At 58.9% G+C, this 25220-nt stretch carries 22 protein-coding genes and 1 tRNA gene; 14 read left to right on the top strand and 9 right to left on the bottom strand.

What is annotated here, in order from left to right; translation table 11 throughout:
• Positions 1–17: 17 nt before the first annotated feature.
• Positions 18–92 (bottom strand) — tRNA-His (locus ABIQ96_RS25195).
• A 316-nt stretch (positions 93–408) separates the two neighbouring features.
• The gene (locus tag ABIQ96_RS25190) at positions 409–960 is read right to left on the bottom strand and encodes a DNA-3-methyladenine glycosylase I (RefSeq protein ID WP_348217428.1); all 552 of its coding nucleotides are present in this window, start codon (positions 958–960) and stop codon (positions 409–411) included.
• A 93-nt stretch (positions 961–1053) separates the two neighbouring features.
• Here ABIQ96_RS25190 and ABIQ96_RS25185 point away from each other — a divergent pair, with 93 nt between their 5' ends.
• Entirely contained in the window at positions 1054–2619 is a 1566-nt protein-coding gene (locus ABIQ96_RS25185) for a glycine--tRNA ligase (protein ID WP_348217427.1), read from the top strand.
• A 50-nt stretch (positions 2620–2669) separates the two neighbouring features.
• Here the strand turns inward: ABIQ96_RS25185 and ABIQ96_RS25180 are convergent, their stop codons facing one another.
• A complete protein-coding gene (locus ABIQ96_RS25180; RefSeq protein WP_348217426.1) occupies positions 2670–3080 on the bottom strand; it encodes a PIN domain-containing protein in 411 nt (136 codons plus the stop codon).
• The gene (locus ABIQ96_RS25175) at positions 3070–3306 is read right to left on the bottom strand and encodes a type II toxin-antitoxin system VapB family antitoxin (protein ID WP_348217425.1); all 237 of its coding nucleotides are present in this window, start codon (positions 3304–3306) and stop codon (positions 3070–3072) included. Before ABIQ96_RS25175 ends, ABIQ96_RS25180 begins: the two co-directional genes overlap by 11 nt.
• 112 nt (positions 3307–3418) lie before the next feature.
• Here ABIQ96_RS25175 and mutS point away from each other — a divergent pair, with 112 nt between their 5' ends.
• The 5 genes from mutS (at position 3419) to ABIQ96_RS25150 (ending at position 7412) form a co-directional block, all read left to right on the top strand.
• Positions 3419–5914, top strand: a complete 2496-nt coding sequence (gene mutS, locus ABIQ96_RS25170; protein WP_348217424.1) for a DNA mismatch repair protein MutS — start codon at positions 3419–3421, stop codon at positions 5912–5914.
• A 14-nt stretch (positions 5915–5928) separates the two neighbouring features.
• Complete coding sequence (locus tag ABIQ96_RS25165; protein WP_348217423.1) at positions 5929–6258, top strand: hypothetical protein; 330 nt, start codon at positions 5929–5931, stop codon at positions 6256–6258.
• A 304-nt stretch (positions 6259–6562) separates the two neighbouring features.
• Entirely contained in the window at positions 6563–6991 is a 429-nt protein-coding gene (locus ABIQ96_RS25160; protein ID WP_348217422.1) for a putative toxin-antitoxin system toxin component, PIN family, read from the top strand.
• Positions 6988–7215, top strand: a complete 228-nt coding sequence (locus tag ABIQ96_RS25155) for a toxin-antitoxin system HicB family antitoxin (RefSeq protein WP_348217421.1) — start codon at positions 6988–6990, stop codon at positions 7213–7215. The genes ABIQ96_RS25160 and ABIQ96_RS25155 overlap by 4 nt, the downstream gene beginning before the upstream one ends.
• Before the next feature lie 41 nt (positions 7216–7256).
• On the top strand, positions 7257–7412 hold the full coding sequence (locus tag ABIQ96_RS25150) for a hypothetical protein (protein WP_348217420.1): 156 nt from the start codon (positions 7257–7259) through the stop codon (positions 7410–7412).
• 19 nt (positions 7413–7431) lie between these two features.
• On the opposite strand, the gene ABIQ96_RS25145 is transcribed toward ABIQ96_RS25150, so the two are convergent.
• A complete protein-coding gene (locus tag ABIQ96_RS25145; protein ID WP_348217419.1) occupies positions 7432–7995 on the bottom strand; it encodes a hypothetical protein in 564 nt (187 codons plus the stop codon).
• 209 nt (positions 7996–8204) lie between these two features.
• Here ABIQ96_RS25145 and ABIQ96_RS25140 point away from each other — a divergent pair, with 209 nt between their 5' ends.
• Entirely contained in the window at positions 8205–8771 is a 567-nt protein-coding gene (locus ABIQ96_RS25140; protein WP_348217418.1) for an ATP-binding protein, read from the top strand.
• A gap of 238 nt (positions 8772–9009) precedes the next feature.
• A complete protein-coding gene (gene solA, locus ABIQ96_RS25135) occupies positions 9010–10128 on the top strand; it encodes an N-methyl-L-tryptophan oxidase (RefSeq protein ID WP_348217417.1) in 1119 nt (372 codons plus the stop codon).
• A gap of 19 nt (positions 10129–10147) precedes the next feature.
• Here solA and bcp read toward each other — a convergent pair whose 3' ends face one another.
• Positions 10148–10621: a thioredoxin-dependent thiol peroxidase gene (bcp, locus tag ABIQ96_RS25130; RefSeq protein ID WP_348217416.1), complete on the bottom strand. Its 474-nt coding sequence runs from the start codon at positions 10619–10621 to the stop codon at positions 10148–10150.
• Between the two features lie 87 nt (positions 10622–10708).
• On the opposite strand from bcp, the gene ABIQ96_RS25125 reads away from it, so the two are divergent.
• Both ABIQ96_RS25125 and ABIQ96_RS25120 read left to right on the top strand, forming a co-directional pair.
• On the top strand, positions 10709–11110 hold the full coding sequence (locus ABIQ96_RS25125) for a cupin domain-containing protein (RefSeq protein WP_348217415.1): 402 nt from the start codon (positions 10709–10711) through the stop codon (positions 11108–11110).
• A 78-nt stretch (positions 11111–11188) separates the two neighbouring features.
• Complete coding sequence (locus ABIQ96_RS25120; protein WP_348217414.1) at positions 11189–12169, top strand: alpha/beta hydrolase-fold protein; 981 nt, start codon at positions 11189–11191, stop codon at positions 12167–12169.
• A 202-nt stretch (positions 12170–12371) separates the two neighbouring features.
• On the opposite strand, the gene ABIQ96_RS25115 is transcribed toward ABIQ96_RS25120, so the two are convergent.
• Entirely contained in the window at positions 12372–13124 is a 753-nt protein-coding gene (locus ABIQ96_RS25115; protein ID WP_348217413.1) for a hypothetical protein, read from the bottom strand.
• A 173-nt stretch (positions 13125–13297) separates the two neighbouring features.
• Here ABIQ96_RS25115 and ABIQ96_RS25110 point away from each other — a divergent pair, with 173 nt between their 5' ends.
• The 3 genes from ABIQ96_RS25110 (at position 13298) to ABIQ96_RS25100 (ending at position 17712) form a co-directional block, all read left to right on the top strand.
• Complete coding sequence (locus ABIQ96_RS25110) at positions 13298–16093, top strand: hypothetical protein (RefSeq protein ID WP_348217412.1); 2796 nt, start codon at positions 13298–13300, stop codon at positions 16091–16093.
• 130 nt (positions 16094–16223) lie between these two features.
• Positions 16224–16592 (top strand): DUF2089 domain-containing protein, encoded by a 369-nt coding sequence (locus tag ABIQ96_RS25105; RefSeq protein ID WP_348217411.1) that lies wholly within the window; start codon positions 16224–16226, stop codon positions 16590–16592.
• Between the two features lie 4 nt (positions 16593–16596).
• Complete coding sequence (locus tag ABIQ96_RS25100) at positions 16597–17712, top strand: hypothetical protein (protein ID WP_348217410.1); 1116 nt, start codon at positions 16597–16599, stop codon at positions 17710–17712.
• Between the two features lie 47 nt (positions 17713–17759).
• Here the strand turns inward: ABIQ96_RS25100 and ABIQ96_RS25095 are convergent, their stop codons facing one another.
• Positions 17760–18266, bottom strand: coding sequence for a GNAT family N-acetyltransferase (locus tag ABIQ96_RS25095; RefSeq protein ID WP_348217409.1), 507 nt, complete (start codon positions 18264–18266; stop codon positions 17760–17762).
• Positions 18267–18303: 37 nt separating this feature from the next.
• A complete protein-coding gene (locus ABIQ96_RS25090; RefSeq protein WP_348217408.1) occupies positions 18304–20646 on the bottom strand; it encodes a choice-of-anchor D domain-containing protein in 2343 nt (780 codons plus the stop codon).
• Positions 20647–20847: 201 nt separating this feature from the next.
• Between ABIQ96_RS25090 and ABIQ96_RS25085 the strand changes: the two genes are divergently transcribed.
• Complete coding sequence (locus ABIQ96_RS25085; RefSeq protein ID WP_348217407.1) at positions 20848–25218, top strand: lamin tail domain-containing protein; 4371 nt, start codon at positions 20848–20850, stop codon at positions 25216–25218.
• Positions 25219–25220 lie beyond the last annotated feature (2 nt).

The following is a 25220-nucleotide window of genomic DNA, read 5'->3' as shown; positions in this document are numbered from 1 at the left end:
GGTCCCGATGGGAAAGATGGGGTGATCGACGGGACTCGAACCCGCAACAACCAGAATCACAATCTGGGGCTCTACCATTGAACTACGACCACCATTTCAGGCGGGCGCGAGGAGTAAGCAGTGAATGCCCATTTGGGAAGGGAAAAATCGTCCGAGGTGAGATTTTGCCCCTGCGGGAAGGGAAACCCGCAGTTAGATCCGGGATATGGGCAAAAAAGAGGCCGGCGGAAATCGAAGCGGGGGGGAACTCGATTTGCGCCGACCTTTTCAAACCTCGGGGGGAAGGTTCAACACGGGGGGAGTGCTGGTTTGTCACCGCCCGCTGTCGAGGGGGGGGTTGCTTGCGGCGACAGGAAAAGAGATATCCCATTTCCGGCCATAAGGCTACTACGCAATGACGTACCGCCGCTAAACGGGCTGTTTTTTGCAGCAGCAATCAGCCGTGTGATCGTTCACCATGCCGACGCCCTGCATGAAGGCATACATCGTGGTGGTGCCGACGAAGTTGAAACCGGCTTTCCTCAGGGCTTTGGAAAGCGCGTCGGATTCGGGCGAGGTGGAGATGAAGTCGGAGACGGATTTCCGGTTGTTCACGATGGGTTTCCCGCCGACGAAATTCCAGAGCCAGTCCACCGGGTCCTCAAGTTTCAGCCACGCCTGGGCATTCTGGCGGACGGATAGAATTTTCCAGCGGTGGCGGATGATGCCGGGATCGAGGACGAGTTTGTCCAACTGGGTGTCCGTCATTTTCGCGACCTTCGCGGGTTCGAAATTATGGAAAACCTTGCGGTAGTGCTCGCGCTTCTGGAGGACGGTCCACCAGGAAAGCCCGGCTTGCGCGCCTTCGAGGCAGATGCACTCGAAGAGATAGCGGGGATCGCGGGACGGCACGCCCCACTCGGTGTCGTGGTATTCGACATAGAGCGGATGTTGGAGCGGGAGCCACGGGCAGCGAGTCATAGCGGCATTTTCCCCATCCGGACCGGGAACGCAATCCCGTCTTGCCGCCCGCCGCCGCGCCTGCTTCCCTTCGCGCCCCAACCTGATCCAACTATGGCCAATAAAGACGTTACCGATCCCGCCCGCATGGAAAAAATCGTGTCGCTGTGCAAACGCCGCGGCTTCATTTTCCAAGCTGGGGAGATTTATGGCGGCCTGAACGGTTGCTGGGACTACGGCCCGCTGGGTGCGGAGCTGAAGCGGAATTTGAAGGACTACTGGTGGCGGAAAACCGTGCAGGAACGCGATGACGTGCTCGGCATGGACGGCGCGATTTTGACCATGGAGCAGGTGCTGGTTTCGTCGGGCCACGTCGGTGGTTTTTCGGATCCGATGTGTGACTGTTTGCTTTCCAAAGCACGTCTGCGGGCGGATCAGATCCCGGCGCAGGATGGCACGGCGGTCTATTTCTCGGGCGCGAAACATCCGGCGACCGGCTGGAGCATCGAGCGGAATTTCGCGGTGTTGGTGGCTCCGGGCAAGGATCCGATCGAGTCGCACAAGACGGCACGCAAATTCTACGGCGAGCTGATGCCGGATAAGAAAATTTCCCCGAAGGAACTCGAACTAACGGAAGACCGCCGCGAGGAAGTCACCGGCACGACCGGCTTCAATCCGGAGAACGGATCGCTGCTCACCGAGCCACGCCAGTTCAACCTGATGCTGCAAACGAACTTCGGCGCGACCGGCGACCAGATCGCTTATCTCCGCCCGGAAACGGCGCAGTCGATTTTCTGCCAATATAAGAACGTGCTCGACTCTAACCGGGTGAAGCTCCCGTTCGGCATCGCGCAGTGCGGCAAGTCGTTCCGCAACGAGATCAACCCGCGGAATTTCACCTTCCGTTCGCGGGAGTTCGAGCAAATGGAGATCGAATACTTCTGTCACCCGGACGACGGTCTCCGCCTAACGGATGAATGGCTGGAAGAGCGTCTCAAGTTCTACGGTGAGATCGGCATCCCGCGCGAGAAGCTGCACATCCTCGACATCCCGGATGGCGAGCGCGCGTTTTATTCGAAGAAAACTTACGACATCGAATATGAATTCCCCTTCGGCATCCAGGAGCTCGAAGGTGTCGCTTACCGCACCGACTACGATCTCGGCGTGCACGAAAAGGGCTCTGGCAAGTCTCAGTTGTATTTCGACGAGGAGACGAAGGAAAAGTTCCTGCCGCACGTCGTCGAGCCGTCCGCCGGTTGCGACCGCACGGTGCTAGCATTGATTTGCGAAGCGTTCGACGAGGAAACCCTAACCGACGACAAGGGCAAGGAAGACATCCGCACGGTGTTGCGGTTCGTCCCGCGCATGGCTCCGGTGAAAGTCGGCATTTTCCCGCTGCTCAAGAAGAACGAGGAGCAGGTCCGCATTTGCAAGGAGATCCAGAAAACGCTCCAGCCGTGGATGAACGTTTTCTACGACGACGGTGGTGCGCTTGGCCGCCGCTATCGCCGCCAGGACGAAGTCGGCACGCCGTTCTGCGTGACCGTCGATTTCGAAACGCTCGGCGAGCAAGGCGATGAGCTGAAAGGCACCGTCACCGTGCGTCACCGCGACTCAATGGAGCAGGAGCGCATTCCGATCAGCGGATTGCTCGCCTGGCTGCTGGAGCGCGTTCGCTAACAGATCCAAAGCATTCCAAAAAGCGGACTCCGGCAATGGGGTCCGCTTTTTCATGTGAACCACTCCGCCGGAGGAGCGATGACGCGCAGGCCATCGACCTTGGAGAAATGGGCATCAGAGGTCATGATGGCAGCTCCAAGACGGAGGGCGCTGGCGGCAATGACAGCATCCGGTCCGGGGATGACGAAGCCCTTGCGGTCCAGCTTCCAAGCAAGATGGGTGGCCTCGTCCCACAATCGGTTGTCGCTGCGCACATTCACCATCACGTCCATCAGCGAGGAAATCGCCTGATAGAACCTCGACACCTTCACTCCTCGCAACACTTCCAGCCGGACCATGCCGCAAACGGCCAGATTGCGGCCCTCGGCTTCCGACCAGTCGAAGAGCGTGGCCACCGAATCCTTACCGTGTTTCAGCAACCGAATGTAGACATTGCTGTCCACGAGGACTTCATTTGCCATATTTCCTTGGGGTATCGGCTACCCGGAGAGACTCCAGATCATAATTCGGATCTACGGCCGCCTTCAGTTCTTCCGAGGTAGCTCCCATTCCCTTCTTTCCTATCTCACGGAAGCGCATGCGGCGGTCCATTTCCCGCAACGCCATTTCCACGGCCTCGGTTTTGGTTTCGCATTCGTATTCCTCCATGACGCGTTTCAACAACGCCTCATCGATATGCATCGTCATTTTCATGCCATACCCAGTATGGCAAGCGACTCTACTTGTCCACCATTTTTCCAAATTTCCTTAAATCCCCTCGCTCCTTGATTCTTCCAAATCACCCCTCCAGTCTCCCCCCATGTCCGAACCCGCGCTGACTCCCATGATGGCCCAATACCAGTCCATGCGGAGATCGCTGCCTGCGGATATGATCCTGTTTTATCGGCTCGGTGACTTTTACGAGATGTTCTTCGACGATGCGAAAAATGCCTCGCCGATCATGAACGTCGCCCTCACCAAACGCGGCGGCACGCCGATGTGCGGCGTGCCCTATCACGCGGCGCAAGGCTACATCGCCCGTCTGCTCAAGGCGGGAAAACGCGTCGCCATCGCCGAGCAGACGTCGGAGCCCGTCGCCGGAAAACTCGTTTCGCGGGAAATCGCCCGCATCCTCACGCCCGGTTCCATCGATGACATTTCGCTGCTAGACGATCAACGCCCGAACTACCTCGCCGCCGTCTGCCGTCACGGAAAATTCGCCGGGCTTGCGTGTGTCGATCACACCACCGGCGAGTTCACCATCGCCGAATTCGCCGACATCGGACAGCTCGAGGACGAACTTGCTAGAATTTCACCGTCGGAGTTACTCATCCCGGATCACCAGACCGCCGAGTTCGGAAAACTCACGAACTGCCTCGTTTACGAAGGCTATACTTTCCTTCCAGAGCACGCCAACCAGCTTCTCAAGGACCATTTCAACGTCCACTCGCTCGACGGCTTCGGTTGCGCCAGCCTCCACGCCGCCAGCGGTGCCGGCGGCGCGGTGCTCCACTACCTCATCCACCAGCTCCGCCGGCCGTGCGGCCACCTCCACCCACCGCACGTTAGAGAAAGCGCGGACCACGTCCTCATCGACGCATCTTCCCAACGAAATCTCGATCTCGTCGATTCACGCTCCGGCAAGGCCCACACGTTGCTCGGCGTGCTCGACCGCACCGCCACGCCGATGGGTGCCCGGCTCCTCCGTGACTGGATCCTCCATCCGCTCCGCGACCTCACCGCGCTCACCGCACGGCAGGATCTCATCGCCTCATTTCTAGCAGAGCCTTACCTGCTCTCGAAATGCCGCGAAGCCCTCAAAGGCATCCGCGATATCGAACGCACCACCTCCCGTCTTTCCCAAGGCTCGGGAAATGCCCGCGATCTCCAATCCCTCTGCGTTTCCCTCTCGCACATTCCCGCGCTCAAGGAGGACCTTTCTTCCCTGCCCGACGCGCCCTCTCTCCAGCCGCATCTTTGCTCTCGCCTCCATGAATTCCACGAACTCACGGAAATGCTCACCCAGGCCCTAACCGATGAACCACCTTCGCACCTTCGCGACGGCGGCGTCATCCGCGATGGCTGGTCGCCCGAGCTCGACGAACTCCGCAACGCCTCCCGCGGCGGCAAGGACTGGATCGCCCGCCTGCAGGAAGACGAACGCAAGCGCACCGGCATCGATTCGCTGAAGATCAAATTCAACAACGTCTTCGGTTACTTCATCGAAATCACCACCAGCCACCTCGCCAAAGTCCCGGACGACTACACGCGCAAGCAAACCATGTCCAACGCCGAGCGCTACATCACCCCCGCGCTCAAGGAAATGGAGAACAAGGTGTTAGGAGCTGAAGAGCGTTCGAAACAACTCGAAGCCGAGCTCTTCGCCCAGCTCCGCACCCAGGTCATCACCCACCTGCCCACACTCCAGGAAACCGCCGCCGCCGTCGCGGAAATCGACGTGCTCTGCGCCCTGTCCGAAGTCGCCCAATACCACCGCCACTGCCGTCCCGTCCTCAATCAGGAAAAAGGCTTCTTCGTCACCAACGGCCGCCACCCGGTCCTTGAACAAACCCTAACCGACGTCAAGTTCGTCCCCAACGACACCGAACTCGACCCCGAAATCGCCCGCCTGCAGATCCTCACCGGTCCCAACATGGCCGGTAAATCCACCTACATCCGCCAGATCGCGCTCATCGCCGTGATGGCCCAGATCGGTGCCTTCGTCCCCGCAGAATCCGCCACGCTCGGCCTTGTAGACCGCATCTTCTGCCGCGTCGGCGCGTCCGACGATCTCTCCCGCGGCCAATCCACCTTCATGGTCGAGATGAGCGAGACCGCCCTGATCCTCAACCACGCCACTGACCGCTCGCTCGTCATCCTCGACGAGATCGGCCGCGGCACCGCCACCTTCGACGGACTCTCCATCGCCTGGGCCGTCGCCGAGCATTTGCACGACACCATCGGCTGCCGCACTCTCTTCGCCACCCACTACCACGAGCTCACCGATCTAGCAAATACCAAGCAAGCCGTCGCCAACTACAACGTCGCCGTTAGAGAATGGAACGAGGAAATCATCTTCCTCCACAAGATCCTCCCCGGAGCCGCCGACAAGAGTTACGGCATCCAGGTCGCCCGACTCGCCGGTTTGCCAAAGCCCGTCGTCGAACGCGCTAAATCCATCCTTTCCCACCTCGAACTCCACTCCGTGAAACCCGAGGCGAAGAAACAAGGACCCAAGGCGAAGAACATGGTGCAGGACCAGGACTCCCTTCCCAAGCCCAACGCTCCGCAGATGGATCTTTTCGCGGATTTTTGACCTGTTTCAATGGCATGAAATACATCTATCTTGGTTCATATGCCGCATTTCTAGGAATCATCATCTTTCTGATGTTCGACGCGAACCATAGAACGACATTCCCATTTGGTGGTCCACACCAAGCATCAATTTCAAAAGTCGAGGAGTCTGGAGATAGGACTCTTTATGAAAAGGACCCTTTCTATGTCGGCTACAGGGCGAATAACAACTATCGTCAAACCCTGGGCTTCATAGGCGTCGGGATATCAGTGACAGGAGTCCTTGGATGGCTTGCTATTAGAAATGCGGAAAAAGCAAAGATCCGACCCTTGGTTGCACAAGATCCGCAGTCTCCCACTCCATGAAGTCCGAGGCCAAGAAACAGCGTCCGAAGTTGAAGAAGATGGTTCAGGATCAAAACGACCTTCCGAAACCAAATTCACCGCAGATGGGCCTCATCGCGGATTTTTGAACCGGAGCGCGTAATCCGAAATCTGCGATAGCAGGAGGCATTGATCAAATTGGCAATGCCCTGATTACCTCGCCCTCAGGCAATTCATTCCACAAGCCCCTCAAAACATCCCCGGCATCCTGCCATTCCCACGAATCGAACGACTTCGTCCGAAGAAGAATTTGACCCAATGACAGCACATGTGCTATCATTCAGCAGTGCCCGCAAAAATCGTCGTGGATACCAGTGTTTTCATCGCCGCAATCCTCAGTCCCGCAGGAGAAAACCGGGAAATCGTGCGGGCCTGCCTGCTTGGGAAGGTGCGGCCGCTCATGGGAGCAGCGCTGTTTCACGAATATGAGGATGTGCTGTCGCGCCCGGAGTTGATGGCAAAAAGTCCGATTTCAGCATCCGAGCGCAAAGCCCTGCTGGGCGCGTTTCTCTCGGTGGCGGATTGGGTGAAAATCTATTTCCTCTGGAGGCCCAATCTTCCCGACGAAGCGGACAACCACCTGATCGAACTGGCTCTCGCCGGCTCCGCAGAAACCATCGTCACCAACAACCTCGCCGATCTTCGGAATGGCGAACTTCGATTTCCCGGCCTCAACATCCTCAGTCCACGTCAATTCCTAGCCAACCTGCCATGAGCACTCTCACCATCCGCCTCCCGGACGACAAGCACGCGCGTCTCCGCCAGCTCGCCAAGCACCGCGACATCAGCGTGAACAAACTCGTCGAGGAACTCGCCACCATCAGCATCGCCGAATTCGATGCGGAATCGCGCTTCCGCGCCCTTGCCGCCCGCGGATCCGTGAAAAAGGGCCTCGCCATTCTCGACAAACTCGACGCCGCATTTTCAGCGGATGAGTGATGCGGATGCTCTTCAATTCACCAAAGGTTCTGAGACCCGTCGTGGAACGCGCGAAATCCATCCTCTCCCACCTCGAACTCCACTCCGTGAAACCCGAGGCCAAGAAACAGGGCCCCAAGGCGAAGAATATGGTCCAAGACCAAGACGTCCTTCCCAAGCCCAATGCCCCGCAGATGGATCTGTTTGCGGATTTTTAAAGTTCACTCCGTGAATCCATCACGGAACCAAGGCCCTTCTTCTACGAAGCCGAAGCAGGATCATCACGCCTGCAGCAAGAATCATCATCGGAGGCAGCCACCCCCAAAAGGGAAAGACCACCGTCGGGTCACCTCTGAAATCACCAATGCGTCCCTCTTGCAGCCCAATCCCGCCGCGCTGCTTCAAAAGCGACCTGATTTTGAGATCACACTCGACGGTCCCGAGGCTGCGATAGTCGGGCTTCAACACCCGGTGCTGCTGATAGTCGTATACTGCTAGAAAGTCAGGTGAGGTGGCGTCATTTCGGTGTATCTGGAACACGAGGAGGGAGCCATCCTTACTCCAATATGCCTGGCTGGTGTAAATCTCCGGCCAGAATAGATCCCCCAAATAGACAGGTTTGACGAAAGTCCACGGCCAGTCAGATGCATACAGATTCACCGAAATATCGGTAAAACCGCTGACTTCTGAGAACGCCCGATTCGATTTCCCGACGGGATCCAAAACATCCGAGGCATTCTGGGGATGAAACATAGAGACCCAAATCAACGCCATTACTGCGAGAACCAGAACTAAAGTCATGATCGCTATCGCGCGAAGAACCAGATAAATCCGATACTGGACCAGACGTCTGAACGAAATCATTCGCCAGCAAGCCCAGACGTTAATGCAATCCGTATGAAGGACATGTGAATTTCCCGCCGTTGTGGAATCTTTATCCCGAATATCCAGTTTAATCCCGGATTGCGCGAACTCATCTCCCCGTCTATGCCACGACCTTCCTCACACCGATGAACTCCAGCCTCGATCTTGAAATGAATTCTCCGGCAGAAAGCACAAAATGTGATGTCCACCTCGTCTTCGGCCCACCCGCGGCGGGAAAGACGACTTACGCGAGACAGCTCGCCAGACAGCTCGGCGCAGTTCTGCTAGATAACGACGAGGTCACCGAACGCCTGATCCGTGCCGGGATGACCTTAGCGGGGATGGATCCGGACGACCGCGATTCACCGGCTTACAAGTCCGCCTTTCGTGACACGGTTTATGAGACGCTGTTTGATCTGGCGAAATCACACATTGGCCGCCTGCCGGTGGTGATCGCGGGACCGTTCACCCGCGAGGGTGGCGATCCTTCGTGGCCCGCCCTAATGGAGGAACAGTTAGGTGTCATGCCGGAGTTCCATTTTGTCTGGTGCACACCTTCCGAACGAAAATCCCGGGTGCAGGCCCGTGGCGCGGCGAGGGATCTGCCGAAGCTGGCGGATTGGGAAAACTACGTTCTAACCTGCCGCGAGACGGCACCGGTTTTCCCCCATCGCTGGATCGATACGTCGGGCGAGTCCACACGCGCGAGGTGAGTTTTTGGCAGTGCATGACGATGGGTGTAACTTAAAGTGGTGGGCAGCGGCTTGCGCTATCCGTACGGCCCACCTGCCGATGGGAAGCGAAAGAAACGAGCTTCGCGCTACCGCTTTCGCCACACATCGGCAAGTGGACGAGACGTCCACTCTCCTTATATTGACCACCACTTTCAGTTATACCCCATGACGATCACGGAGTTGACCTGCGGCGGCTGCGTTGGTTAGGCTGGCTGCGATGAAAGTCGCGGTGGTTGGCATGGGCGGGAGTGGCTCGGCGGCGGCACGGTTTCTTGCTAGAGACGGGCACGAAGTCGTCGGCTACGAACGCTTCGAGCTCGGTCACGCGATGGGAAGCTCGCATGGTCACAGCCGCATCATCCGCCACGCCTACCCGGACGCCTTCCACACCCGGCTGATGGCGCGTGCTTATGAATTGTGGGACGAGCTGGAGCAGGAACACGGCCCGGGGCTTTTTGTCCGCTGCGGCGGGATCACGTTCGGTCCCACTGGAGATCCGACGTTGGAGCTGACTCGCCGCGCGCTGGAGGATGCGGCGATCGATTTTGAAATCCTGTCCCGCGACGAAACGCGCTCCCGTTTTCCGGCGATTGATATCGGCGAGGGTGCGTGCTCCATCTATCAAGCCGCATCGGGATTTCTGAGATCCACCCGCTGCGTGCTTGCCCAGGTGGCGATCGCGCGGGCGCAGGGGGCCGAGATCCACGAGCATTCCCGGATCCTGCGGATTGAGGAGAACGCCGGGCAGGTGTTCCTCTCCACCGCGGGAGAAACCAGTCGCTACGATGCTGTCATCGTCACGGCCGGACCGTGGATCGGAAAGCTTATGGAGCCCATTCATCTCCCTTTGCGGACCGCACTTCGCCAGGTGGTGTATCTCGGCATCGCGCGGCGACCGGAGAATTTCGAGCCGGAAAAACTACCGGTCTGGATCGAGCATCCTTCCGATTACTATGGTTTTCCTTCCGACTGCGTGATGGCAGGCATCAAGATCGCATCGCACAACGCCGGAACCGACTTCGATCCCGAAGAGGCGGACCGCCCCATGATGCCTGGGCCGCTTGAGCAAGTGGTTGCGCACGCAATGAAGCGTTTCCCGGATCTATCAGGTGATGTGATTTCCACTCAATCCTGTCTCTACACGATCACTCCGGACGAGCGTTTCATCGTGGATTTCGCGCCTGGGTCGAGGCGGATCGTGATGGTTTCGGGTTGCATCGGGCATGGTTTCAAATTCACCCCCTTGTTAGGATCGGTCGCCGCGGCGATGGCTACCACCGGCACCCGAGATCCGGTGTTCGCACCTTGGCGGGCGGACCGCTTCAATGCGGGGTGATCCACATCCATGACGGGATTCAAAGCAGCGCCAGCACCTGTGCAAAATGCTCGTCCGGCTTCACCTTCGGCAGCACGGCTTTGATTTTCCCGTCCGGCCCGATGATAAAGGTGGCGCGCTCGGTGCCCATGTAGGTTTTTCCATACAAGCTTTTCTCCACCCAGACGCCGTAGGCTTCGACGATCTTGTGGTCCTCGTCGCTGAGGATGGGAAACGGCAGGCCGTGCTTTTTGATGAATTTCTCGTGGCTCTTGATCGGGTCGATGCTGACGCCGAAGACTTTCGCTTTCGCGGAAATTTCACTCCAGCCGTCACGGAGGGCGCAGGCTTGTTTGGTGCATCCGGGCGTGTCGTCCTTCGGATAGAAATAGAGCACGACCGTTTCGCCTTTCAGTTCCGAGAGTTTCACGGTCGCGGGGGTGACGTAGGTGCCGCCGACGGCTTGGGCGGAGAATGCGGGAGCTTTGGTGCCGGGCTGGGGTTGTTGGCTCATGGAATCATGTGAAGCTGGACGCGTGTGGTGGAAATTCAAGAGGCAATCCACCTTGGCAAGGTGACAACGATTGAATAACCACCCTCCATGAAATCGGGACTGCGCCTGCTCCATGTGAAGGAACACCACGATGTCGCAAAAGCTCGTCTCGGCCCTTACGAAATCGAAACCCTCATCGCCGAAGAGGACGAGGGCGCCGCCACCGCCTATCGCGTGCGGATCGAGCCCCATCAACGAACAGCCGTGAGCTATCACCGCGTCGCCGAGGAAATCTATCAAATTCTCTCCGGCAGCGGCACCGCCGTGCTGGATGGGGTGGAGTATCCTCTGGGAGCCGGCGATTTCCTGCGCCTGCCGCCGGGGACGACTCATTGTTTCGTCACTGGCGAGGAAGCGCTGGTGATGCTGGACATCCATTGTCCCGGCTCGCGGCCGGATCGGGATGTGTTCTTCGTCGGGGAGACTCCCGAAGGTTTTTCCGCCTGTTGAGGGCCGCGGCTTTCCGCAGAGTTTGTTGAACACTTGCGCCGGCCTCGAACGTTCTTTCCGATACCTCAACAACCCATCATGAAAAAATCCCTGATATTTCTCCTGCTCGTCACCCGGATCTTCGCCCAGCCCGCCGCGCCGGGCGAAACCAAAGCGTCGCCGGAAAAATCCAACGACTGGTTCTATCAGCTTACCAGCGATTCCAAACCGCAGGATGGGGTGCCGCAGGGGAAATTCACCGAGGCCAAGGTGCTTCCGAGCAACGTCTTTCCCGGCACGCAGCATACCTACTGGGTGTATGTTCCGGCGCAGTATGATCCGGCGAAGCCAACGGCGGTGATGATCTTCAACGACGGGCAGGCGATCATGTCGGAGCCGGGTGATGTACAGGCGCACCGCGTGTTGGACAACCTGATCTATCGACGCGAGATCCCGGTGATGTTAGGGGTGTTCATCAACCCGGGCCGCCGTCCGGACCAGCCCGAACCGAATCCCCGCGACTGGGGTGACAAGACGACCAACCGCGCGGACGAATACAATCCGCCTAACGAAAATTACGCGCGAGTGATTGTCGATGAGCTGATGCCCGCTTTGAAAAAGGAATACAACATTTCACCGGACCCGGAGCAGCACGGCATCATGGGATCGAGCTCGGGCGGATGCGCGGCGTTCTCGGTGGCGTGGTTTCGTCCGAATGATTTCCGCAAGGTCATCACCTTCGTCGGAAGCTTCACGGACATCCGCGGCGAGCACATCTATCCGGAATTGGTGGCGGAGAGCGAAAAGAAGCCGATCCGGCTCTTCATGCAGGACGGGCGCAACGACAACCGCCGGCCGGAAAATTTGAACAAGGACTGGTTCTATCAGAACGTGCGGCTCAAGGACGCGCTTGTGAAAAAGGGATACGACCTCAACTACACGTGGGGCATCGGGAATCACGGGCAGAAACAAGGAGGGGCGATTTTTCCCAGCATGATGCGCTGGCTGTGGCGGGATCACCTGGTTTCCTCCGATCCGAACGATGCGGTGGAGCGTTCTTTCCTCGGCCCGGCGAAGTAAGCGGGCGATGGCCGAAAATAGAAGCGGCCCGACTGATCATCCCCTTGGAAAACCCATTAACCTTGGAGCATCTCAGTCGGGCCGCCTATTGTGTCGCGACAGAAGTAAAAAAGCATCCGGCGTGCCAAGTGGTTTGCGACGGTCGAAAAAATTCAACCTAGCAGCTTTCCGGATTCAATGGAACATCGTGATTGACACGATCTCAGGGTGTTGCGACTCCCCACATTTTTCGAATCATGCGGTAGGCTTCGGGATCGAAGGTCTTAAGTTGGTCGCGATTGAAGGGTTCGAAATCGTTTTTCCCGAAATAGGCTTCAGTGCACTCGGCGAAGTATTCCATCTGGTTGTTCAAGGCATAGGCGCGCCGCATTTGGCCGTCGTAATAGTGAACGCTTTCGTAGGTGCCGGACGCCACGGCCGCATCATAAGTCTTCTTAATGACCGGATTGTCGTAGCCCTTGTTCAACACTTGGTGATGCCATGCATGGGCCAGTTCATGCAGCAGCATTTCAGGCTGGGCCACCGACCAATCGATGAAATCGTCAATATTCGCGATCTCGATGGAGTGTTCCATTTCGATCACACGCCTATTCGCTTTCAGCCATCCGGCAGACGGATGATACGCCGCGCCGTGCGCCACGTCCCGGCTGAGCCAAATCGGCACTTTCTTCAACTTCGGCAACGCCGCCGGAGGAACCACCGTCTCGATCTTCGCCAGCTTGGTTGAAAGCAATTTCAACGCACTGGCCTTCCGCGGATGCGTATCCAGCGATTTCTCAATCCACACGGTCCAGCCTTCGATCGTGGTGGCTTCGTAGTCGGTGGCAGTTAGAGTCCCGGCCTGTGCCGAGGATGACAGCCCGGCGAAAGCGGCCAATAGGAACATCACGAAAATGCACGATGCCGTCACTTCGCGCGTGGCCCGGCTTTTTCCGGCGATGTCGTATGAAGTCATATCTCGTTTCTTCCCACGAAACTAGTGAACAAATGCTGATTTCCAAGGACGATCTCACGCTAAAGAAACCTTGGCAGTTTCTCCTGAATGACTAGTATGTTCGTGTTCCGAGATGGTTTGAGTCGTTCCACAGGCGCGATTCATACTTTGGGAATCCCCCCACCCGATCCTCCATGAAAACGCTAAGTCTGTTTGCAGCGGTCGCGCTTGTTTGCGCGTCCCGCCTTGCCGCCGATGTGGTTGCACCTTCTGTTCCGTCCGCTTCGATTTCACCCTCGTCCGTCAATGTGAGCAGCGGAAATGGCTCCATCACGGCGACCCTGCGGATCACCGACAGCGAGAGTGGCGTCCATTTTGGAAATCTTTTCCTGTATAACTCGACGGGTGATTTCATCGATGCCGTCTATTTCGACAGTGCCCAGCGGACCAGCGGCACGGCGCTGGACGGCATTTACACCATCACGATGGCGGTTCCTCAATATGCCGCTCCAGGCACATGGCGGGTGGATGCCTTGGTCGAGGACATGGATCTGAACCGCCGCAACATCGGCCCGGGAAATCCCGACACGTTTCCCATCCCCGCGGCGATGACCTTCACGCTGGCTAACAGCGGCGCCGTTGACAGCGCTCCTCCCGGGTTGTTCTCGGCCCTGATATCGCCGGAATCCGCCGACGTGACGGATGGAGGGGCCACCGTCACCATCACCGTCAACTGCGGAGATTCACCCAGCGGACTCGACTACGGATTCATTTACCCTAACAATCCAAACGGAGATCTCCAAAGCGGCCTGATCACGTATTTTTCCGATTCGCAGAGGACTTCGGGAAATGCGGCGAACGGAATCTATCAAATCCAGATCACCCTGCCACAAGGCAGCGACGCGGGAGACTGGACTTTCGATGTGTATCTGAAGGACAGGGTGGGAAATTCGTCGTTCCCTTCAGCCGGCGGCGTCACCGTCACGTCCGGCCCGCAACCAGCTCCCCTCGCCACGCGGAATTTCCTCGCCCAGGCGGTGGATGCCATCGGGCTGTCATGGTCCACCGGCGGCAGCGGTTGGGTCATGCAGTCGATCGACAGCCACGACGATTTGGATGCGGCGATGAGCCTGCCGACTCCGGACAACGGTCAAAGCACTTTCCAAACCACGGTCACGGGCCCCGGCACGCTTTCGTTCCAGTGGAGAGTTGATTCGGAAGAGGGCGCCGATTTTCTTTCTGTCTCGATCGACGGCAATGTCATCAATGGAATCAGCGGTTACACGGACTGGGCCCTGTTTTCCACCAATCTAACTGCCGGTTCCCACACCGTAGTCTGGCGTTATGCAAAGAACGGTAGCTCGGCCGATGGCGATGACCGTGGCTGGGTGGACGAGGTGCGCTTCCAGCGAAGCACCGATCAATCGCTTCCGCAGTTGCAGGATTTGAGGATGTCGTCGCGATCGGTGAATCTCAACGGTGGACCGCAAAACGTGACGTTTCAAATCGACGTGACGGATGATGCCAACGGTCTGTCGGGGGGGATCATCCAGTTGTTCGATCCATCGGGAAATCCGCGGTCCAGCACCACGTTCAATGGATCCAGTCGGATTCAAGGTGACTCGCTGGCCGGCACCTACGAGGTTAGCCTGCCGGTTTCCAACACCGCCGGATTCGGCATGTGGCGGGCGGAAATCACGCTGACCGAAGCTGGCTCGAACGCGACCCGGCACTATGGCCCGACCGGCGAAGCGTTTCCTATCAGTTCGATCGAATCGTTCCACGCGGGAAACCCGTCTGCCTCCGATACCACCAAGCCGCTCGTCCGGGCGCTCGAAGTCACTCCGGGCGCGGTGAATGTCAGCACGGGCCCGGCAACCGCCACGGTCACGCTGCAGGTCACCGATACGATCGCGGGCTTCGACTTCGGCAACGTGTCGGTTTACAACCCCTTGGACGGGTGGACGGGTTCCTACGATTTCGACGGCTCAAAACGGATCTCGGGCGACGCGTTCAACGGAATCTATCAACTCCAGATTATCGTCCCCCAACACGGCAGGCCGGGAACATGGTCGGTCGGTTGTTATGCAATCGATACGGCTGGAAACGACCTTGAGTATCCCTACGACCTCAATTTCCCCAGTGATGTCCTCGAAAATTTCACCGTAACCGATACGGGGACCATCGACTTGAACGATCCCGTGGTGACTTCCATGGATGTTACCCCGTCGCAGATTGTCACCACCAACGGTTCCGCCCAGATCCAAGTGACGGTATCAATTCAGGACGACGTCAGCGGACTGCTTCAGGCTTTCGCGTATTTCTACAATCCCTCAAATGTGTTCCAAGGGTCGCTGTCCACGATGCTCGACGGAACCAACCGCACCAGCGGCAATGATATCTCCGGGACCTATCAGTTTTCAAAAACGCTGCCGCAGGGCAGCGCTCTGGGCCAGTGGCAGGTCCGGATTTTCGTCCGCGACAAAACGGGTGGAACCAATTCCTACGGGCAGGGTGGCGATGACTATCCGGAGGTGAACGACCGTTTCTTCACGATCACCGTTCCGTCCGTCTCGTTGTATTCCGCCTTCACGACAGCCTATTCGCTCAGTGGAAACAACGCCCTGCCGGGTGCCGATCCCGATCAGGACGGCAGGAACAACGCCACCGAACTGATGCTCGGGACGAATCCTAACAGCGCCGCCAGCAGCGGGGCCGGGCTGATCACCGTCAGCCGCAACGCCACCCACCTGCGCCTCGATTTCACAATCAATCCCGCCCTGACCGTCACCACTAACGGCGGCTTTCTCGAGCTGCGCGACGGCAGCGGCGGGCCGCCTCTGAAGGTGACCGGTCAGACCCAGGCCGCACTTGCCGGCACATGGACCAACACCACGCCCGTGCTGGTTTCCGGCAGCATCTACCGGGTGAGTTTGGCGCTGGCCAGCGGTTCGAAAGGATTTGCCCGGCTGCGTTTCGAGACTCCCTGAACTTGGATTTCCGGGCGTTTTGAGAAATCGGTCCTCCTCCTCGAATTCGATGCCACATTGAAGAATCACGGCCTAAAAATGAATTTATTCAATTGACGCATTAAGTTATTTAAACAATGAATCTTGAAAAATGAGCGTTCAGCCTGTCAAAAAACTCATTTCCCGCTGTCCGTTCTGTGAAGGGAAACTGGAAATCAGCCGTCTTGGCTGCGTCCAGTGCGATACGTCGATCGAGACGACGCTGCCGATTCCTGCCTTTTTCCGGTTGCCGCCTGACATGCAGGAATTCGTCATGATCTTCCTGCGCTGCCAGGGGAAAATCCGTGATGTCGAAAAGGAACTCGGCGTCTCCTACCCCACGGTCATCAAGCGCCTCGATCTGGTGAACGTGCTCCTCGGCAACCAGGCCGCCCCTTCCGGCCGAAAGGACATTCTTGAACAACTCGAGCGCGGCGAGATCACCGTGCAAGAAGCAACCCAACTCCTCAAATCCACCTGAATCCATGATCCACCTCGCCATTCTCGGAATCCCCGCGCTCCTGCTCTTCACCGGGCCGTTCTGGTTCCGCCCTTATACCTGCCTCTCTCATGGAAAAGCACTGCTTGCACTTGCCGCCAGCGTCGTCGCCGGCGTGGTGTTGGTCATGGTCCCCATGATTCGCCGCGAATCGATGTTTAGTCACCATGATGAAGCGGAAATAATGATGCGCTATGCCGCCGCGGCGATCGCCATCGTATTTCTGACCGCTTTCGTCCTCCGGCTCTGGGGCCGTTGGGTGGGGGAAAACGCCACTTGGGAAGAACGCCAACCCGGCCAACCCGGAGTGCGCGCTTGGTTCTCCACCGCAAACATGACGGTCGGCCTGATTCTTGTCCTGACACTTTGGCAGGGCTTCGATTTTTCTCCATGGCTCATCGCCGCTGCGATCGGCGGGTCGCTCATCGCCTATCCGTTGATCCGGATGGAATCGCCGGCTGCCGTGGAAGTGCCCGTGGCCGACGACCTCTCCGCCGAACGTGAGAAAATCCTCACCATGTTAGAGAGCGGCAAACTCACCGCCGATGAAAGCGCCGAACTGCTCCAGGCGCTCCGCCAATCCCCGCCCGCGTCGCCACGCCAGATGCCGCTGACCAGCGGCCAGCGCCTGATGCTCATCGGCGCGGCATTGGTCGGGCTCGGCTTTTTCCTGCCGTGGTTCGTGATCAATCCCGGCAAAGAACTGAACCGGGCAATGAGCGACATGCAATCCACGATGAATTCGTCCTTCGGTATGGAAATGAATTTCCCGGGTACCGAATCGCTCTCCGAAGGACCGATCCAGATGAAATCCGTGTCGGTCAGCGGCGGTGACATCCAGCGCGGGCTGGGCTGGGCCACTCTCGCCTTCGCCTTGATCGCAGCGTTTCTTCCCTACGTTGCCACCACACTCGATACCGCCACAGCGCGGACTATCCGGATGCTTTGCCTCGGCATGGGCGGGATCATCGTCCTCTATCTGGTCACTCAGAATCCACGCTTCGTAGGCATCGGACTGGTGATGGCTTTTTGCGGATACGTGCTGGAAGGCATCGGCGTTTTCCGGGAAGGCCGGAGTCCTCTGGTGTCCCGCGCCTCTTGAGATGTTTCGAATTTGAGCCTACCACCATTTCGTAGAAACTTCCGGAATTACCGCAGTTCCATGCTGTAGCGGACTTCCTCCAGAGTGAACCCCGGCCTTTCCTCTACCTTCGTAGTTCCATCCGGCAGCAAGCCCATCTTCGTGTAAAAATCGCGACCGGAGGCATTGTCGCGAAGAACCCACAAGGTCAATCGGCGAAAATCCTGTTCGCGGGCAGAAACGCATGCGGCTTTGCAGAGCAGCGTGCCATGGCCTCTTCGCAAATGATCGGGATCGATGTAAATGGCCGCGATTTCGGCGGCATGATCCGCATCAGAATCGCGCGAAGGAATCAGGTGGCAGAAACCGACGACTTCCGCACCCACCTCCGCCACCAGCATCGTGCCCACCCCATCGAGAACAAATTGTTGCCAAACCACCAGTCTCCGTCCGGCATCCAATCCATCGAGATAGTCGTCCGGAAGAATGCCACGATAGGCCGCCTGCCATCCGCGAACTTGGATCCTAGCGATCTTCCCGCAGTCGGCCGGGACAGCTCTTCGAATCTTCAACATGGATGTCCGGGAAGAGAGAATGTTTCCCAACCACCGGCTATTTTTTCACCGCTCCGGCACCGGTGAGTTTGATGTCGAACGGGTTTTCGTTCGCATCGTTGCTCTTGAGGTGAATGGCGGCGTTGCGGGTGCCTTTCGCCGTGGGTTTGAAGCTCACATTGAAAAAGGTGGACTTACCGGGAGCAAGGACGGTCACGGCCGGAGCGGTGATCACGAAATCCGCCGCGTTGAGACCGTTCTTGGTCAGCGCGAGACCCGTCAGATTGGCCTTGCCGTTGTTTTTGATGATGAATTTCTTGGCGGTGCCGGTTTTGCCGATTACGACCGTGCCGAAGCTCAACTTGGCGGTGCCGTCGTTCAGGCTGACGCCGGCAGGCTGGCTGACGGTGATTTCCGGCAGATTGACGAGCGCTGTGCCGAAAAGGTTGAGGTCGAAGGAGCCCTCGTCCGCATCGTTGCTCGCAATATGAATCGCGGCGACCTTCGAGCCAGCCACTGTCGGAGCGAATTTCACGGTGAAGGTCGTGGTTCCGTCCGGCGCAGCCAACGGAGCGGTCGGGTTGGCGGTGATGGTAAAATCAGCGGCGTCGGTCCCGTCCTTGGTGATGGTGAGGTCGGTCAGATTGGCGGTGCCGGAATTCCGGATGGTGAAAGTCAGACTGACGTCGGTTCCCACGTACAGGGAGGCGAAACTGACGTTGCTGCCGTCGGCGAGGTCGGTGCCCGCGGGCTGTTGTTCCACGACGATTTCAGGCGCGGTCAAATTGATGAAATCCTGGGTGACCACAGTGGCTCCCTCCGGCCAGTTATTCGGGAAGCCAAAGGTGGATTCGGATCCTCCATCGTCATAGCCGCGAGTGGAGGCGGTGGCGGCGACGACCGGTGAGACCGCAGGCGTGGGATGTCCTTTCAGTTCGAAAATTTCCTTGCTGCTGGTGCCGTTGCGCGGGGCCACGCCCTCACCGACAGGGCCGAATACGATTTGGCCCAAGTTGTTTCTCACCCGGAACTGCGTGGCGTTGTTATCGATGACAATGCCGCTGACCACGCCCGCCCCCGAGGTGTAGCCGTTCACTTCCAGACTGGTGTACGTGATGTAGGTGGGATCTCCCATCCAGACGTTGGTCCAGATGTCGCCCACGGTGGCGCTGCGGTCGCGCAAGGCGAAACCCGTGTCCAAACCACCTTGAGCGGTGGTTCGGTCGATCATTGTCAGGATGGTTCCGGGCGCGACGGCCTGCCAGGCGGTGTTGTTGGAGAAGACCACGGTATTTCTCACGGTGAAGCCGGAGCCCGAGTTGGTTCCGATTTCCACTTCCCAATCGCGCATGTCCACAGGCGATCCGCTTTCTCCCACCACGACAAACTCCACCCACTGTCCGCCATTCCATAAGACGCGGCCGAAATGAGTGTCGGCGGATGCCGGCCCGCCGTCATCGTCCGCCAGTTCGGTTCCGCCGTTGAGGAAATTCGAAGCCGCCACGGCGTTGTATTCGTTGAGAATGACCGAGGGCAGAGGATTCAAAATGGTCAGCACATATTGTTGGATGGTGCTGGTACCGCTGGTCGCGGTGAGCTGCACGAGATAGTCGCCGGTGTCTTCGATCGTCAGCGGGCGGTTGTTGGCGAGAGTGGCGGTGCCAGCGGCTCCTGCCGTGAGGGTGAGGAATGACGGCAATCCCGTCGCTGTGATCGTCGGCGCTGCCGCACCGGATTTTACGGCGGTGATCGGGTAGCTGTAGGTGGACTTCCCGTTAGCCACCGGGGTGCTGGTGAAATGGATCCCCGCATCTCCGGGCGAACCGGTATCGGACGGGCTCAGATTGGAAGCGACCGCCCCCTGCTGACCGGCCACGCTGTGCAAGGCGTGGATCGGCGTGCCGTCGCGGAGAAACGCCTGCGACCTGCCGACAATGCTGGGGCCGAACTCGACGTGAGCGACCAGCGTTCCCGCGACGTTATACAAATTCACCTCGTCACCGCTCACACCGAGTCCGGAAAACCCCTCGCCACCAGTGTTCGAGACCTGAGTGCGGTTGATCACGTTGGTCGCGGAAGTCAGCCCCCATGCCGCCCTCCAAGTGGAAACATTCTCCACCGGCTCTTCCAGAATGACGATCGATTCACCGGGCAGGATGCTGACGCCCGACGGAAACGTGCTGACGGTCGGATTCGCCGGAGTGGGAATGTCATCCCAGGTATATCCGCTCAAATTCACCGTGATGGAGCCGATGTTGGTCAGTTCCCACCAGTCGCCATTCGCATCCGGGGTGGGAGAGGATTGGGAAGGGTGGGAGCTGGACGCCATGACTTCGGTGATCACGAGCTGCGCATGGGCGACTACGGAACACAGGGCGAAAATGAGAAAAATGGGTTTCATGAAATGGCGGGCTGGGTCGGGAAACTCATTGAAAACGAGGCCGCAGTCAAGGTGATGCGTTGAAGTCCACCGGGACCGCCGCCCGGGAAAATTACTTTTTGGCGATTTCCCGATCCGGCCTGACAATTCCGCAAGAAATTCCGTTTCCCCTTTGCCATATGATCCGAAGCGTGAACGATTACGAGAAACCCAGCTGCTTCCATGACCCTTTCCCGTCTGATTTTGATTTCCTGTCTGCTGTGCGCGACCGCGCGGGCCGGGCTTCTCGCTCACTGGAAACTGGACTCATCCCCAGCCGACCAAGTGGCGGATTTTCCGGCGGTTTGGACCGGCGCACCCGCCTACACCTCGTCCGTCGCAGCTCCGAACAGCACCGCTGCGGCGATTTTCGGCGGAACTTGGCTGAACGCCGGGACCGGTATCAATTTCGAGCGCCACCAGACATTTTCCGCCACGGCTTGGATCAAGGGAGGGACGCAGGACAGCACGATCATCGGTGACATGGTCCAGTCGGAGGAATTCCAAGGATGGGAACTCCATGTCGGCACCATCGAAAACGGCGGCAATGCGAACAGCGTGACGGTTTGGCTCATCAACGACTATCCGGCCATCGCCATCCAGGTCAACGCGACCACCCCCGTCCTCAACAACCAGTGGCACCACGTCGCCTTCACTTACGATGGCTCCAGCACCGCTGCCGGGGTGAAAATCTACATCGACGGCATACAGGCCGCGACCACCACCGGCATCGACACCCTCGGCAGCAGCATCGCCAACAACGCCGCCGCCGGACTCAACATCGGCACGCGCATGGACGGTGCGGTCCACAATTTCACCGGTGCCATCGATGAAGTCGCATTGTTCAACCACGTGCTGACCGGCGCTGAAATGACCTCGGTTTTCCAGTCCGGCGTCGAGTCGATTTCCTATCCGCAGATCACCACCACGGCTCCCCTGCCCGGCCAGAGCGTGACCGCGCTGGTGGCAGCCGACGTCACGTTTTCATTTCCTGTTAGCGGCGTGGATGCACCCGACCTTCTCGTCAACGGAGTGCCGGCCACGGCCGTGAACGCCATCGATTCCAAGAACTATCACTTCACCTTCACCGCTCCTCCGCAAGGCGACGTGAATTTCACCTGGGCCGCGGGCCACGGCATCACCGGGCTCAACGGAGTCCCCGCACAACCTGCGGGGTGGTCCTGCCTGTTCGTCCCCGTCCTGCCTGCCGGACAGTTGATGATCGCCGAGTTCCTGACAAAAAACGCCGGCGGCCAGGAGGACGAGGACCACGATACGCCGGACTGGATCGAACTGGTCAATCCCGGCACCGCCTCGGTCAATCTCGCCGGCTGGGCCCTGACCGATGATCCCTCGAAGCCCCGCCGCTGGGTATTGCCCTCCCTCATTCTCAGCCCGGGTGCTAGAAAGCTGGTTTTCGCCTCGGGAAAAAACCGCACCGTCGCCGCCGGCACCTTGCATACAGATTTCAAACTCGCCGACGACGGCGGCTATCTCGCCCTGTCGGACCCATCTGGAAATCTCGTCCATGTCTTCGACGGCTATCCGAATCAGGAGGGAAATGTCTCATTCGGCCTGCTGGCTACGGGGAAACCCTCCGACGGCAGGGCTGGCTGGCGATATCTCTCTCCCACTCCCGCAGCCGCGCAAAGCACGGCATATTCCGGTGCGGCGATCTCCTCGATGAACTGGTCTCCTGCCGCCCCGCTGGCTGGCAACCCCATCACCGTCACCATCCGCACCTCGCCGGAAGCCGTGCTCACCACCCCGCCAGTCCTCTACTACAGGGTCATGTATGGATCGGATATCCCGATGAATTTCGCCGACGACGGCCTGCATGGAGACGGAGCCGCCGGAGACCTCCTGTGGGGTGCTGTGATCCCATCCGGAGCGACCGCCGGGCAAATGGTCCGCTGGAGGGCTTCGCTGGTCAGCAAATCCGTGACCTCCCGCTGGCCGATTAATTCCACAGGTTCCCTGCCGTTGCCGGTTTACGAGGGCACGGTCATCGGTGGAAACACCGCCGGACAGGCGCTCCCTGTCTATCAGGTATTCGTTTCCGGCTACACATTTCCAGTGAACACCTCCCAGAGCGGTATCGACAGCACCGGCGGCGGGCGCGGCGCTGTTTTTGGATATGGAAAACTCTATGACAACGTCCTGATCCGGATCAAGGGAACCACTTCCCTTAATCTCTTCAAGCGCTCCCACCGCATCGATTTCAATCCGGGGCGAGACTTCGAATGGTCGCCCGACCACCCCGCCCAGCGCGAGCTGAACATGAACTCGGAGTACAACGATCCGAGCTACCTCCGGCAGAACCAGCAGCTCTGGATGCACCGTGACTCCGGCAACGCGGGCACCCTCCATTTCCCGGTCCGCATGCTCATGAACGGCGTGAACTGGCAGCTCGCGTTCCACTCCTACTCGGCGGACAGCGAGTTGATAGAAACCATGGGACTTGATCCTCGGGGGGCGCTTTACAAACAGGTCGGCCAGCTCGACACCAATGCGGGTGGCGAGAAAAAAACCCGAAAGTGGGAAACCAACGCCGACTACACCGCTTTCAAAGCCGGAATCTACTCAGGTGCCACCGCCGCTACGAAATCGCTCTATGTTTTCGACAACCTCAATCTTCCCGCCACCATCAACTATCTGGCAGTCGCCCGTCTGGCACAGGAAGCCGACGATGTCTGGGCGAACATGGTCATCTATCGGGACAGCGACGGCACCGGCGAATGGCGCCCCATCCCCTTCGACCTCAACCTGTCTTTCGGCCAGCTTTTCTACGGAGGCTCGTCTGCCAATACCGTGATCCATGCTACCGACGACGCGAACAAAAGCCACCCGCTCTACGGCTCGTCCACCTGTCTTTCCAACACCGGCAACATCGGCCAATGGAACCGTCTCTACGACGCCATCATCCAGAATCCGGTCACCCGTGAAATGCTTCTGCGCCGCATCCGAACGCTCACCGACCGCTACCTGTCCACCACCGCAGCCACCTCGTCCTTGGAAACCAATTTCAACACCATAGGCGCGCTGATCGGGCCGGATGCGGACATCGACCGCACCCGCTGGGGTTGGCCGCCCAATTCCGGAGCCTACGGCCTCGGCCCTAACATCTCACCCGCGCAGGGACTGGCCACGCTCAAGACCTCCTTCCTCGCGCCGCGCCGCACCCATTTCTACACCACCCACTCGATCAACAACCTCTCCAAAACCCTCGGCACCGGAAACAACAACAAGGCCGGCATCCCAGACGCGCAGATCGCCTCACCGGTCGTCACGTTCGGCGCCGTTCTCGCCCACCCGACAGGCAATCAGGACCAGGAATACATCCAGCTCAACAACCCCGGTACCGCCGCCATCGACATCAGCGACTGGACTCTCCGCAGCTCGGGCGGTCCGTTTAAATTCAAAGGCGGCACGGTCATCCCCGCCGCAGGGTCCATCTATATCTCGCCGAACGTCGTCGCGTTCCGCAACCGCACGGTTTCCCCCAAGAAAAACGAAAACCGCCTCGTGGTCGGCCCCTACAGCGGCCACCTCTCGCAGTATGGCGAAAACCTACGATTGGAAAACGCCACCGGCGGACTCGTCGCCCAAACCACGGTCGCCGCGGATCCGGCCGCGCCCGCCGCGCACCTGGCCGTCACTGAAATTCTTTCCAACAGCGCCCACACCAACAGCATGATCAATGGCGATTGGTGGGAAATCACCAACACCGGCAGCGCCTCGCTCGACCTCGACGGTTTCTCATGGGACGACAATCGCAATCTCCCCGGCCAGATCATTTTCCCGCCCTTCACCCTCAACGCCGGGGAAAGCGCCATCATCCTCGACGAAGACGATGACGACGAAGCCGCGGTCTTCCGCTCCGTCTGGAATCTTCCTGTTAGCGTGAAAATCCTCACCCGGGCGAATTTCAACCAGTCCTCCCTGCGCTCATTGGGCGATGGTGATTCGGTCGTTGTCTATCTGCCCAACGGCACCCAGACCGCCCGCTCGGATTACCCCGAGCATGTCAGTGGCAGATCCCGCGCCTGGTTCCTCAACGGCTTGGCCGTTCCCGGGGGCTACAGCCAGATCGGGAAATACGCCGCGGTTTCATCGACCCAGGTCGTCGCCGATCTCGGATCACCCGGTTTCGCCGCCGCCGATCCCGCCACCTTCACCGCGCCTTACGACATTTGGTCGGCTGCCAACGACCTCTGGTCCACCGCCGCCAATCCGACCGGAGATCCCGACGGAGACGGCAGGACCAACCGCGCGGAATATATCTTCGGCGGCAACCCCCGCCTTGCGGACGGCGCGCCCGCCCAATCGATCATGGCCGCCTCCGGAAATCAGGATTGGACGATCACCCGCCGCTCGAACGATCCGTCGCTCGTTTACATCCTGGAATCCTCCGCCGATCTCACCCACTGGTCGGTCATCACGCCGACCCAGATTGCCGAAGTCCCGCATCCCACACTGACCGGCTACGTGCGGACCACCTACCGCATCGTCCGGGATGACGCGGTGAAATTCCTCAGAGCCCGGGCGAACTAAGC

It is taken from the genome of Luteolibacter sp. (assembly GCF_039920825.1).
Lineage (GTDB): Bacteria > Verrucomicrobiota > Verrucomicrobiia > Verrucomicrobiales > Akkermansiaceae > Luteolibacter.
This window is presented reverse-complemented; position numbering and strand designations above follow the sequence as displayed.